This is a genomic window from Streptomyces sp. NPDC048269 (genome assembly GCF_040652395.1).
Lineage (GTDB): Bacteria > Actinomycetota > Actinomycetes > Streptomycetales > Streptomycetaceae > Streptomyces.
On record NZ_JBEZLW010000002.1, the window covers coordinates 346012 to 358894 of the forward strand.

12 protein-coding genes are annotated in these 12883 nt (G+C 71.1%); 5 read left to right on the plus strand and 7 right to left on the minus strand.

Translation table 11 applies throughout. From position 1 onward, the window contains the following. Nucleotides 1-38 precede the first annotated feature (38 nt). The 3 genes from pknB (at nt 39) to AB0D48_RS03740 (ending at nt 3479) form a co-directional block, all read left to right on the plus strand. Complete coding sequence (gene pknB / locus AB0D48_RS03730) at nt 39-1955, plus strand: Stk1 family PASTA domain-containing Ser/Thr kinase (RefSeq protein ID WP_362390362.1); 1917 nt, start codon at nt 39-41, stop codon at nt 1953-1955. 60 nt (nt 1956-2015) lie between these two features. Then, on the plus strand, nt 2016-2867 hold the full coding sequence (locus AB0D48_RS03735) for a deoxyribonuclease IV (RefSeq protein WP_362390487.1): 852 nt from the start codon (nt 2016-2018) through the stop codon (nt 2865-2867). Nucleotides 2868-2945: 78 nt separating this feature from the next. Next, nucleotides 2946-3479, plus strand: coding sequence for a DUF4396 domain-containing protein (locus AB0D48_RS03740; protein WP_362390364.1), 534 nt, complete (start codon nt 2946-2948; stop codon nt 3477-3479). A gap of 16 nt (nt 3480-3495) precedes the next feature. Here the strand turns inward: AB0D48_RS03740 and AB0D48_RS03745 are convergent, their stop codons facing one another. Further along, entirely contained in the window at nt 3496-4128 is a 633-nt protein-coding gene (locus tag AB0D48_RS03745; RefSeq protein WP_362390366.1) for a sulfite oxidase-like oxidoreductase, read from the minus strand. Between the two features lie 173 nt (nt 4129-4301). Between AB0D48_RS03745 and bfr the strand changes: the two genes are divergently transcribed. Beyond that, entirely contained in the window at nt 4302-4781 is a 480-nt protein-coding gene (gene bfr / locus AB0D48_RS03750) for a bacterioferritin (protein WP_362390368.1), read from the plus strand. Here the strand turns inward: bfr and AB0D48_RS03755 are convergent. Together AB0D48_RS03755 and AB0D48_RS03760 are read right to left on the minus strand one after the other, a co-directional pair. After that, the gene (locus tag AB0D48_RS03755) at nt 4778-5035 is read right to left on the minus strand and encodes a (2Fe-2S)-binding protein (RefSeq protein ID WP_362390489.1); all 258 of its coding nucleotides are present in this window, start codon (nt 5033-5035) and stop codon (nt 4778-4780) included. The two genes, bfr and AB0D48_RS03755, sit on opposite strands and share 4 nt — an antisense overlap. Nucleotides 5036-5216: 181 nt before the next feature. Beyond that, nucleotides 5217-6572: a class II 3-deoxy-7-phosphoheptulonate synthase gene (locus AB0D48_RS03760; RefSeq protein WP_362390370.1), complete on the minus strand. Its 1356-nt coding sequence runs from the start codon at nt 6570-6572 to the stop codon at nt 5217-5219. Between the two features lie 341 nt (nt 6573-6913). On the opposite strand from AB0D48_RS03760, the gene AB0D48_RS03765 reads away from it, so the two are divergent. Beyond that, nucleotides 6914-8794, plus strand: coding sequence for a chorismate-binding protein (locus AB0D48_RS03765; RefSeq protein WP_362390372.1), 1881 nt, complete (start codon nt 6914-6916; stop codon nt 8792-8794). A 221-nt stretch (nt 8795-9015) separates the two neighbouring features. Here AB0D48_RS03765 and AB0D48_RS03770 read toward each other — a convergent pair whose 3' ends face one another. The 4 genes from AB0D48_RS03770 to AB0D48_RS03785 form a co-directional block, all read right to left on the minus strand. Continuing rightward, a complete protein-coding gene (locus AB0D48_RS03770; RefSeq protein WP_362390491.1) occupies nt 9016-10044 on the minus strand; it encodes a 6-phosphofructokinase in 1029 nt (342 codons plus the stop codon). Between the two features lie 155 nt (nt 10045-10199). Further along, nucleotides 10200-10844 carry a response regulator transcription factor gene (locus tag AB0D48_RS03775; protein WP_362390493.1) on the minus strand — a complete coding sequence of 215 codons (645 nt, stop codon included), beginning with the start codon at nt 10842-10844 and terminating at the stop codon, nt 10200-10202. Nucleotides 10845-10867: 23 nt separating this feature from the next. After that, nucleotides 10868-12079 (minus strand): DUF5931 domain-containing protein, encoded by a 1212-nt coding sequence (locus AB0D48_RS03780; RefSeq protein ID WP_362390374.1) that lies wholly within the window; start codon nt 12077-12079, stop codon nt 10868-10870. A gap of 32 nt (nt 12080-12111) precedes the next feature. Next, complete coding sequence (locus AB0D48_RS03785; protein WP_362390495.1) at nt 12112-12879, minus strand: lysophospholipid acyltransferase family protein; 768 nt, start codon at nt 12877-12879, stop codon at nt 12112-12114. Between the last annotated feature and the right edge of the window lie 4 nt (nt 12880-12883).

Here is a 12883-nt window from a genome sequence, read left to right on the forward strand (position 1 = left end):
CGGGTCCGGCCCGCACGCACCCCTCGTAGAATCGCCGGGTGGATACGACCCTGGATGACCCCCTCGTCGGGCGCGTGCTCGACGGCCGCTACCGCATCGACGCCCGCATCGCGGCCGGCGGCATGGCCACGGTCTACCGGGCCGTCGACACCCGCCTGGACCGTGTCCTGGCCCTGAAGGTCATGCACCCGGCCCTCGCCGCGGACGCCGCCTTCGTCGACCGGTTCATCCGGGAGGCGAAGTCCGTGGCCCGGCTCGCCCACCCCAATGTCGTCGCCGTCTTCGATCAGGGCACCGACGGGCCCTACGTCTACCTGGCCATGGAGTACGTCTCCGGCTGCACCCTGCGCGACGTGCTCCGCGAGCGCGGCGCGCTCCAGCCCCGGGCCGCCCTCGACATCCTGGAGCCCGTGCTCGCCGCCCTCGGCGCCGCCCACCGGGCGGGCTTCGTGCACCGTGACATGAAGCCCGAGAACGTCCTGATCGGCGACGACGGCCGGGTGAAGGTGGCCGACTTCGGGCTGGTCCGGTCGGTGGACTCGGTCACGAACACCACCGGCTCCGTCCTCGGCACCGTCTCGTACCTGGCCCCCGAGCAGATCGAGAACGGCGTCACCGACACCCGTGTGGACGTCTACGCCTGCGGTGTCGTGTTCTACGAAATGCTCACCGGGGCCAAGCCCCACACCGGCGGCTCCCCCGCCCAGGTGCTCTTCCAGCACCTCCACGAGGACGTGCCGCCGCCGTCGGCCGCCGTCCCCGGGCTGCCCGTCGGTCTCGACGAACTCGTCGCGCACGCCACCGCGCGCAATCCGGAGCTGCGGCCCTCCGACGCCGCCGCCCTGCTCGGCCTGGCCCGCGAGGCCCGGCTCCAGCTCAGCGACGCCGAGCTGGACGCCGTGCCGCCGCAGGCCCGCGCCGGGGAGCGGTCGTCCGCCGAGGACCGCACCGGTGTGATCCCGCGCCCCGTGGCCGCGCACCAGCCCGTGCACCACACCTCCCGGCTGGAGATGCCGCCCCCGCCGCCGCCCGTCCCGGCGGACCCGGACGCGGCCCCGGCCCGCCGGCCGCGCCGCGGCACGCTCCTCGTCGTCGCCGGCGTCCTGCTGGCCCTCGGCCTCGGCACGGGTGTCTGGTACATCAACTCCGGCCAGTTCACCAAGGTCCCCAACCTCCTCGGCAAGACCGAGGAACAGGCCAAGTCCCAGCTGTCCGCGGCCGGACTCGGCGTGAAGCGGGTCGACCGGAAGTTCAGTGACGCCTTCGACCGCGGGACGGTGATGAACACCGATCCCCCCGGCGGCCGCCGGATCCGCGGCAACGGCGCGGTGACGCTCACCATCTCCCGCGGCCCCGAGGTCGTGGCCGTGCCCAACCTGAAGGGCCGGCCCCTGGAAGAGGCCAGGGCCGAACTGACGAAGGCCGGGCTGGCCCCCGGCAAGGTCACGCAGGCCTTCAGCCAGGACGTCGCCCAGGGCTCGGTGATCGGCTCCGACCCGGTGGGCGGCGAGAAGCGGGCCCCCGACACGGCGGTCGCCCTGGTCGTCAGCAAGGGCCGCCCGGTCCCCGTACCCAGCGTGGCCGGGATTCCGTTCGAGCAGGCACGCGCCACCCTGGAGGGCCTCGGCCTCAAGGTGGCGACCGCCCCCGAGCAGGTCAACGCGCCCTCGCCGGCGGGTACGGTCGCGAACCAGTCGGTCGGCGCCGGAACGCAGGCCGCGGCGGGCGACACCGTCACGCTGACCCTCTCCAAGGGCCCCCGCCAGCTCCCGGTCCCGGACGTGACCGGTCAGGAGGTGGACGCGGCGCGCAAGGCGCTGGAGGTCGCGGGCTTCAAGGTGAAGGCGGAGCGGCCGTTCCTCTCCTTCAGCAAGACCGTGGAGTCCCAGTCGGTGCCCGGCGGGCAGAACGCCCCCGAGGGCAGCACGATCATCATCCGGACCAAGGGACTGTAGGGGTACGTGGAGCACGTGGAGTACGTGGAGCACGCTGAGCGGGAGCGCTCGGCGCGGGCCGTGCGCAATCCCGTGGGCGGGCACGTCCCCGTCGCGGGCGGGCTCGCCTCGGTCGGGCTGACGTACGCCCGTGAGATGGGCGCGGAGGCGGTCCAGGTCTTCGTGGCCAATCCGCGTGGTTGGGCCACCCCGGTGGGCAATCCGGCGCAGGACGAGCTCTTCCGCGCCGAGTGCGCGGCCGCGTCCCTGCCGGCCTACGTACATGCCCCGTACCTGATCAACTTCGGCTCGCACACCGAGGGGACCGTCGAGAAGTCGGTGGAGTCCCTGCGCCACTCACTGCGCCGGGGCCGGGAGATCGGCGCGCTCGGGGTGGTCGTGCACACCGGCTCGGCCACCGGAGGCCGCCCGCGCGAGGACGCGTACGCTCAGGTCAGGCAGTACATGCTGCCGCTGCTGGAAGAGCTGACGCACGACGACGACCCCCTCCTGCTGCTGGAGTCCACTGCCGGCCAGGGCTCCTCGCTGTGCTCTCGGGCAGAGGACTTCGGGCCGTACTTCGACGCGCTCGACCACCACCCGAAGCTGGGGATCTGCCTGGACACCTGCCACATCTTCGCGGCCGGGCACGATCTGGCGGAGCCGGGCGGGACGAAGCTGACGCTGGACCTGCTGGTGGACACGGTGGGCGAGGGCCGGCTGAAGCTGGTCCACGCGAACGACTCCAAGGAGGGCGTCGGCGCCCACAAGGACCGGCACGCCAACATCGGTCAGGGCCACATCGGCCAGGAGGCCTTCACCGAGCTGTTCACGCATCCGGCGATGGCGGACGTACCGCTGATCATCGAGACGCCCGGCGGCAAGGAAGGACATGCGGCGGACGTGGCGCTGCTGAAGCGGCTGCGTCCTTGAGGGAATACCCCCCGGGGGTATACGGTTCTGTCATGTCGACGGAACCGCTACTCGGCATTTCCCACTCAGGGGGTCGTCATGGGGCACGCACGCGCACACCACGAACACCCGCACGACGAGCATGGCGAGCACCACGGGCAGCACGGGCAGCACGACCACCACGGGCATCAGCACGGGAACGTCAGCTGGGCCATGGCCGCCAAGGCCACCCTCCACTGCCTCACCGGCTGCGCCATCGGCGAGGTGCTCGGCATGGTCATCGGCACCGCGCTGGGCTGGGGGAACATCGCAACGATGATCACGGCGATCGTCCTGGCCTTCTTCTTCGGCTACGCGCTCACCCTGCGCGGGATCCTCGCGGCCGGCGTCGGCCTGCGTGCCGCCATCCGGGTGGCGCTCGCCGCGGACACCCTGTCGATCGCCGTCATGGAACTGATCGACAACGGCGTGATCGCCTTCTGGCCGGGCGCGATGGACGCCCACCTGTCGGAGCCGCTGTTCTGGATCGTCCTGGCGATCTCGCTGGCGGCCGCCTTCGTGGTCACGACCCCGGTCAACAAGTGGATGATCGGCCGCGGCAAGGGTCACGCGGTCGTCCACCAATACCACTGAGGCACCCTGTCCGGCTCTAGAGCTCGGGGCCTTCCCCCGGCTCCTCCTGGTACGAGAAGCGCTGCTCGCGCCAGGGGTCGCCGATGTTGTGGTAGCCCCGTTCCTCCCAGAAGCCCCGGCGGTCGGCTGTCATGTACTCGACGCCACGGACCCACTTGGGGCCCTTCCAGGCGTAGAGGTGCGGGACCACGAGGCGCAGCGGGAAACCGTGCTCGGCGGTGAGCAGTTCACCGCCCTGGTGGGTGGCGAAGACGGTCCGCTCGGAGGCGAAGTCGGCCAGTCGCATGTTGGAGCTGAAGCCGTACTCGGCCCACACCATCACATGCGTGACCTGCGGCGACGGCGGCGCCAGGGCGAGGATCGTACGGGCGAGCACACCGCCCCATTCGGCGCCCGTCATGCTGAATTTCGTGACGCAGTGCAGGTCCGCCACGACCGACTCGAACGGCAGGGCCGCGAACTCCTCGTGGTTCCAGCAGTGCTTCTCACCGTCGGCCGTCGCGCCGAAGACGCGGAACTCCCAGCGGTCCGGCTTGAACTTGGGCACGGGACCGTAGTGGGTGACCGGCCAGCCCCGCTGCAACCGCTGCCCCGGTGGAAGCTCCAGCTGCTCTGCTCCCGGAGATTCCCGGCTTTCCGGCTGACCCATGACTCCATGGTGACAGACGTCGCGGGGTGGTCATGACCAGCTCCGAGCCGATTCGGGCAAGTCACTGTAACTCCCACTAAGGAGGCACTTACTGGACTGCCCCCGACGGCGGTGCAAGGATGCGCCCACCTACCCCGTCACGTAGCTGACATTGCCTGGAAGGAGCCTCTGCGATGCAGGGCGACCCCGAGGTCCTTGAGTTTCTGAACGAGCAGCTGACCGGTGAGCTGACGGCCATCAACCAGTACTGGCTGCATTACCGCATCCAGGACAACAAGGGCTGGACCAAGCTCGCCAAGTACACGCGTGAAGAGTCCATCGACGAGATGAAGCACGCGGACAAGATCACTGAGCGCATCCTGATGCTCGACGGTCTGCCGAACTACCAGCGCCTCTTCCACGTGCGCGTCGGCCAGACGATCACGGAGATGTTCCAGGCGGACCGGCAGGTCGAGGTCGAGGCGATCGACCGGCTCAAGCGCGGCATCGAGGTCATGCGCGGCAAGGGCGACATCACCTCGGCCCGGCTCTTCGAGGAGATCCTGGAGGACGAGGAGCACCACATCGACTACCTCGACACCCAGCTGGAGCTGATCGAGAGCATCGGGGAGCCGCTCTACATCGCGCAGCTGATCGAGCAGCCGGAGGGCTAGGCCGCTTCGGCCAGCGCGGGCTCGGGGACGAGCTGCGGGTCGGCGGCGAGCACGGCCGCCGCACTGCCCTTCTCCAGCAGTTCCCGGCGCGGGCAGGCCCCGCGGCCGAGCAGGCCCTGGATGGCGCGCACACAGGAACCGCACTCGGTGCCGGCCTTGGTGGCCGAGGCGATCTGGCGGGGGGTGCAGGCCCCGGCGGCCGCGTGTTCCTTGACCTGCTGGTCCGTGATGCCGAAGCAAGAGCAGACGTACACGCGGTTCACCTCCCTGAGCGGAATGGTTCTGCAGCCATCCCCTGTGCGGTGAGGCTTACCTAACCGTACCCAAAGTTAGGGTGACCTAAAAGACCCGGATACGACAGTGGGGCGCGGATCACATGGATCCGCGCCCCACTGTCATACGTTCCTACTTACTGATCGCGGTACATCTCGCTACTTACTGATCGCGGTACATCTCGGCGACCAGGAAGGCCAGGTCCAGGGACTGGCTGCGGTTGAGCCGCGGGTCGCAGGCCGTCTCGTAGCGCTGGTGCAGGTCGTCGACGAAGATCTCGTCGCCGCCGCCCACGCACTCGGTGACGTCGTCACCGGTGAGCTCGACGTGGATGCCGCCCGGGTGGGTGCCGAGGCCCTTGTGGACCTCGAAGAAGCCCTTGACCTCGTCGAGCACGTCGTCGAAGCGGCGCGTCTTGTGGCCGGAGGCCGCCTCGAAGGTGTTGCCGTGCATCGGGTCGGTGACCCAGGCGACGGTCGCGCCGGAGGCGGTGACCTTCTCGACGAGCTCGGGGAGCTTGTCGCGGACCTTGTCGGCGCCCATGCGGACGACGAAGGTCAGCCGGCCCGGCTCGCGCTCGGGGTCGAGGCGGTCGACGTACGTCAGCGCCTCGTCCACCGTGGTGGTGGGGCCGAGCTTGATGCCGAGCGGGTTGGCGATCTGCGAGCAGAACTCGATGTGCGCGTGGTCCAGCTGGCGGGTGCGCTCGCCGATCCAGACCATGTGGCCCGAGGTGTCGTACAGCTTGCCGGTCCGCGAGTCGGTGCGGGTCAGCGCGCCCTCGTAGTCGAGCAGCAGCGCCTCGTGGGAGGCGTAGAACTCGACGGCCTTGAACTCGGCCGGGTCGGTGCCACAGGCCTTCATGAAGTTCAGCGCGTTGTCGATCTCCCGCGCGAGCTGCTCGTAGCGCTGCCCGGACGGGGAGGACTTCACGAAGTCCTGGTTCCAGGCGTGCACCTGGCGCAGGTCGGCGTAACCACCGGTGGTGAAGGCGCGCACCAGGTTCAGCGTCGAGGCCGACGCGTGGTACATGCGCTTCAGCCGCTCGGGGTCCGGGATCCGGGCCTCTTCGGTGAAGGCGAAGCCGTTGACGGAGTCGCCGCGGTAGGTCGGCAGGGTGATGCCGTCGCGGGTCTCGGTGTCCTTGGAGCGCGGCTTGGAGTACTGGCCCGCGATACGGCCGACCTTGACGACCGGCACGGAGGCCGCGTACGTCAGGACGGCACTCATCTGGAGCAGCGTCTTCAGCTTGGCGCGGATGTGGTCGGCGGACACGGCGTCGAAGGCCTCGGCACAGTCGCCGCCCTGCAGCAGGAACGCCTCGCCCTTGGCGACGGCTCCCAGGCGGGCGCGCAGCTGGTCGCACTCGCCCGCGAAGACGAGCGGAGGATACGACTCGAGGTCCGCGACGACAGCGCGCAGAGCCTCGGCATCGGGGTACGAAGGCTGCTGCGCCGCGGGAAGGTCTCGCCAGGTCGCCTTGACGGCGGGGGCTTGGGTTTCAGCGTTCACGGTCACCTCGTACACATTACGGCGTCACGCGCCTCGTCCAGCCAGACGCCCACAACGTGAGACAGATATCTCTCGTACCGGCCGCCAGCGGCTGGAATCGCCAATTCCGGACATGCCCGGAAGGCGGATCCTTCGCGTCCGCCGAGAGGGTGGGCTAGGGTCGCCCCCATGTACGCGTCGCAGTCGAACCAGAACTGGTGGTGGCCCGCTCCCGGCGGCCCACTCCTCGCGCGTACCTGAAAAGACACGACCGACGCGAAGGCCGCCCCGAGGGGCGGCCTTCCGCATGCGGTGCACGACACCGTCCGGCGCGGGCCGCCCCTTCCACCGGAAGGACGCCCCTGCAAATGAACCTCAGCCGACTGACCGAAGACTCCTGCCCGCCGTTCGCCCTGCTGCGCCGGCGGACCCCCGGCCGCGACCACGACACCGTCGAGGTGCTGATCGGCGCGGTCCACGAGGCCGAGCACCTGGCCGACCTGCCCGTCGGGCAGCTGCCGACCCTGGCGCTCGTCCCCTTCCGGCAGATCCGGGAGCGCGGGTTCGACGTACGCGACGACGGCACCCCGCTGAGCGTGCTCGTCTCCGAGGAGGCGTACGAGATCCCGCTCGCCGAGGCGCTCGCGGCGCTTCCCGCGCACGGGGTGCGGGTCGAGGGCGGCGGCTTCGACGTCGCCGACACCGAGTACGCGGCCACCGTGGAGCGCGTCATCCGGGACGAGATCGGGCGCGGGGAGGGCGCGAACTTCGTCATCCGGCGCACCTACGAGGGCCGCATCGACGGCTTCGGCCGGGCCGACGCCCTCGCGCTGTTCCGGCGGCTGCTGCTGGGCGAGCGGGGCGCGTACTGGACGTACGTGGTCCACACCGGGGAACGCGCGCTGGTCGGGGCCAGCCCCGAGGTCCACGTACGGATGTCCGGCGGCACGGTCGTGATGAACCCGATCAGCGGGACCTACCGCTATCCGGCCGGGGGGCCGACGGCGGAGTCGCTCCTGGCCTTCCTCGGTGACCGCAAGGAGACCGAGGAGCTGTCGATGGTGGTCGACGAGGAGCTCAAGATGATGTGCACCGTCGGCGACATGGGCGGGGTCGTGGTCGGACCCCGGCTGAAGGAGATGTCCCACCTCGCGCACACCGAGTACGAGCTGCGCGGCCGCTCCTCGCTGGACGTGCGGGAGGTACTGCGGGAGACGATGTTCGCGGCGACGGTCACCGGCTCCCCGGTGCAGAACGCCTGCCGGGTGATCGAGCGGTACGAGAGCGGGGGCCGCGGCTACTACGCGGGCGCGCTTGCCCTGCTGGGCAGGGACGGCTCCGGGGCGCAGACCCTGGACTCCCCCATCCTGATCCGCACCGCCGACATCTCGGCGGACGGCGTGCTGCGGGTGCCGGTCGGCGCCACCCTGGTCCGGCACTCCGATCCCGCGGGCGAGGTGGCGGAGACCCACGCGAAGGCGGCTGGGGTACTGGCGGCGCTCGGGGTCCGGGCGGCGGCGCCGCTGCCCGCCTTCGAGGGGGTGCGGCTGACGGACGACCCCCGGGTGCAGGCGGCCCTGGCGGCCCGGCGGGCGGACCTGGCCCCCTTCTGGCTGCGGATGCAGGAGCAGCCCTCCTCCCTGACCGGGCACGCGCTGGTGGTGGACGGCGAGGACACCTTCACGGCGATGCTGGCCCACCTGCTGCGGGTGGCCGGGCTGGAGGTGACCGTGCGCCGCTACGACGACCCGGGGCTGCGGGCGGCGGCCCTGGCCTGGGAAGGGCCGGTCGTGCTGGGACCCGGGCCGGGGAACCCGGCGGAGTCCTCGGACCCCAAGATGCGGATGCTGCGCGGGCTGGCCGCGGATCTTCTGGCCGGACACCGGCACGGGCTGGTCGGGGTCTGCCTGGGGCACGAACTGCTGGCGGCCGAGCTGGGGCTTGCGCTGATCCGCAAGGCGGAGCCGGCGCAGGGGGCGCAGACGCGGATCGACCTGTTCGGGGCGGAGGAGGTCGTCGGCTTCTACAACACGTACACCGCGCACTGCTCCGACGAGCGGGTGGCGGAGCTGGCCTCGCGGGGGGTCGAGGTGTCCCGGGACCCGGGGACGGGCGAGGTCCACGCCGTGCGTTCCGCGTCGGGCGGGTTCGCGGGGGTCCAGTTCCACCCCGAGTCGGTCCTCACCCTCCGCGGCGCCGAGCTCCTGCGCGACCTCCTGACGGGCGTCACGACCGCCGCCCCGGCGTAGCCGCCGCTCCCGCTGCGCGGATCCTCCCCGCCCTCCGCTCCCGGGGCTCCGCCCCGGACCCCGTACGGCGCTCCGCCCCCGCGCCTCGAACGCCGGCGGGGCTGGAATTGCCCTCCGGGCGATCCAGCCCCGCCACGTCCTTCGAGGCGCGGGTCCGGGGTCTTTGAGGCGCGGGGCCTGGGGGTCCGGGCGCCTCGGGGTCTTGGGGCCTGGGCCGCCGCTCAGCCGAAGAAGACCCCTACCTCCTCGTAGAGCGCCGGGTCCACCGTCTTCAGCTTCACCGTGGCCTCGGCGATCGGTACCCGGACGATGTCCGTCCCCTTGAGCGCGACCATCTTGCCGAAGTCCCCGTCTCGCACCGCGTCGATCGCGTGCAGCCCGAACCGGGTCGCCAGCCACCGGTCGAAGGCGCTCGGCGTGCCGCCCCGCTGGATGTGCCCGAGCACCGTCGTACGGGCCTCCTTCCCGGTCCGCGCCTCGATCTCCTTCGCCAGCCACTCGCCCACGCCCGACAGCCGGACATGGCCGAAGGAGTCCTTGGTGGCGTCCTTGAGCACCATGTCCCCGTCCTTGGGCATGGCCCCCTCCGCCACCACCACGATCGGCGCGTAGCTCGCCTTGAACCGGGAGGTCACCCAGGCGCAGACCTGGTCCACGTCGAAGCGCTGCTCCGGGATGAGGATGACGTTGGCGCCGCCCGCGAGCCCCGAGTGCAGGGCGATCCAGCCGGCGTGCCGGCCCATGACCTCGACGACCAGGACCCGCATGTGCGACTCGGCCGTGGTGTGGAGCCGGTCGATGGCCTCGGTCGCGATGCCGACGGCGGTGTCGAAGCCGAAGGTGTAGTCGGTCGCGGACAGGTCGTTGTCGATGGTCTTCGGCACGCCGACGCAGGGGATGCCGTACTCCGCGTACAGCTTGGCCGCCACCCCGAGGGTGTCCTCGCCGCCGATCGCGATGAGCGCGTCCACCTCGTACTTGGCGAGGTTGTCCTTGATGTCGCGCACGCCGTTCTCCGTCTTGAACGGGTTGGTGCGCGAGGAGCCGAGGATGGTGCCGCCGCGGGGCAGGATCCCGCGGACGGCGGGGATGCCGAGCGGAACCGTGGCTCCCTGGACGGCGCCCCGCCAGCCGTCCTTGAATCCGATGAACCCGTATCCGTACTCCTGCTCGCCCTTGCGGACGACGGCCCTGATCACCGCGTTCAGCCCGGGGCAGTCGCCGCCGCCGGTCAGCACTCCGACCTTCATGGAATCTCCCTTCGCCATGACGGCCACGCTAGTGGTGACCCAGGTCACAGCAAGGGCCCTGGAGGGGTCAATTCCGGTGGAATCGCGAGGCGTTGCGTACGCCCGTTCACTCGTACGAGGACGTAAGTACGATCGACGGCGCCGGGACCGGCTGTCTACGCGTCGTCGAGGCCCCGCTCTATGGCGTACCGGACGAGCTCCACCCGGTTGTGCAACTGGAGTTTGCCCAAGGTGTTCTGCACGTGGTTCTGCACCGTGCGGTGGGAGATGACCAGCCGCTCCGCGATCTGCTTGTACGAGAGTCCCTTGGCCACCAGCCGCAGCACCTCGGTCTCCCGGTCGGTCAGCTGCGGCGCCTTCGGCTCGTCGGAGGCGGCCGGCGCCGGGTCGGTGGCCAGCCGGCGGTACTCGCCGAGCACCAGCCCGGCCAGGCCCGGGGTGAACACCGGGTCGCCGGCTGCCGTGCGGGCCACCGCGTCGATCAGCTCCTGGGCGCCCGCGGACTTCAGCAGGTAGCCGGTCGCCCCCGACTTCACGGCCTCCAGGACGTCGGCGTGCTCACCGCTCGCCGACAGGACCAGGACCCGCAACGCCGGGTGGGCGCCGACGAGTTCCTTGCAGACCTGCACCCCCGGCATGCCGGGCAGGTTGAGGTCGAGGACCAGGACGTGGGGCGTGACGGCGCGGGCCCGGCGGACGGCTTCCGGGCCGTCGCCGGCGGTGGCCACCACGTCGAAGCCGGCGGCGGCCAGGTCACGGGCGACCGCGTCCCGCCACATCGGATGGTCGTCGACGACCATCACCTTGATCTCGTGCGGCTCGCTCACTGGGTCCTCCCCCTCGGTACTTTCAGTTCCACTTCGGTGCCCTGTCCGGGGACGGACACCAGCTCGGCGCTGCCGCCGAGGTCACGCAGACGGCCGCGGATCGACAGGGCCACGCCCATCCGGCCCTCGCCCTCCGCCTGGTCGAGCCGGCCCGCCGGGATGCCCGGGCCGTCGTCCCGGACGGTGACGATCACCTCGTCGCCCCAGTCCTCGACCAGAATCCAGGCGCTGGCCCCCTCGCCGGCGTGCTTGCGCACGTTGTCGAGGGCGGCGCCGACCGCGGCGGCCAGCTCCCTCGCCGCGGGCACCGGCAGCGGCACCGGGGTGCCCGGCTCGGCGAAGCTCACCCTGCACCCGGCGTGCGGGGCGAGGAGCGTCCGCAGATCCAGCTCACCGTCCTCGTCTCGGCCGTCCTCCACCTCGTACGCGTCCACCAGCGCGCCGCGCGACTCGTCGCGGGAGATCCGGGAGGGGTGCACCAGCCCGCTGGAGACCAGGGTGCGCAGTGCCACCTCCTGCTCGCCCGCCATCCGGCCCAGCTCCGCGGCCTCGCCGCCCAGTTCGGTACCGCGCCGCTGGACCATCGCGAGGACCTGGAGGACCCCGTCGTGGATGTCCCGGGCGAGGCGCTCGCGCTCGCGGGTGGCGGCCTCGATCTCCAGGGCCCGGGCGAGGGTGGCCTCACTGGCCCGGGCCACCTCGACGACGTACCCGATGGCGATGGAGGCGACCCAGACCAGCAGGACGTTGTGCAGGGTGTCCCGAGTGGGATTGCCGCCGTGCACGACGATGTTGGCCGCGGCCACGAAGGTGGAGGCGAAACCGGCCCAGCGCCAGCCGCCCTTGATGGCGAAGGCGAGGACCGAGCCGGCGGTCCAGATGCTGGGGAGGGTGGGGCCGCCGGCGGCGATCCGCCCGGCGGTGTCGGCGAGCGGCGTGAGCAGGATCCCGACGAGGGCGACGGTGAGGTCGGCTCCGAGGAAACGCTTGGTGCAACTGGCCGCGTTCGCCACCTTCCGGTGGGTGGCGAGGGTCCAGACCGCCAGTGCGGCGAGGTAGCCGGCCGCGATCCAGGGGCGGTCGAACCTCTTGCACGCGGAGGCGAACAGCCCCACCGCGTAGAGCATGGTCAGCAGCCGGTAGCCGGTCAGGGCACGCCACAGCGGCTGCTCGACCGACATGCGCACGACGCGTTCGCGTTTCGCCATCTCCCCCACCCCCGCGGGCGGTACGCCCGTCGCTACTCCGCCGTGCCCCCGGCCTTCTCGGCATCGGCCTTCTCCGCCGCTGCCTTCTCGGCCTTTTCGGCCGCGGCCTTCTCCGCCTTCTCGGCCTTCTCGGCATCGGCGATCTGGCGCTTGGCGGCCGTCGCGTAGATGTCGACGTACTCCTGGCCGGACAGCTTCATGATCTCGTACATGACCTCGTCGGTCACCGAGCGGAGGATGAAGCGGTCGCTGTCCATGCCGTGGTAACGGCTGAAGTCCAGCGGCTTGCCGATCCGGATGCCCGGGCGCATCAGCTTGGGGACCACCTTGCCGGGCGGCTGGATCTTCTCCGTGTCGATCATCGCCACGGGGATCACGGGTGCGCCGGTGGCCAGCGCCACGCGGGCCAGGCCGCCGGGCTTGCCACGGTAGAGGCGCCCGTCGGGTGAACGCGTGCCCTCGGGGTAGATACCGAACAGCTCGCCGCGCTCGATGACCTCGATGCCGCTCTTGATCGCGGCCTCACCGGCCCCGCGTGCACCGGAACGGTCCACCGGGAGCTGGCCGACGCCCTTGAAGAAGGCGGCGGTCAGCTTGCCCTTGATCCCGGGGGAGGTGAAGTACTCCGCCTTCGCGATGAAGGTGACCTTCCGGTCCAGCACCGCCGGCAGGAAGAAGGAGTCGGAGAAGGACAGGTGGTTGCTCGCGAGGATCGCCGGCCCCTCCGCGGGAATGTTCTCGAGGCCCTCCACCCACGGCCTGAAGGCGAGCTTCAGTGAACCGCCGATGGAGAACTTCATTGCG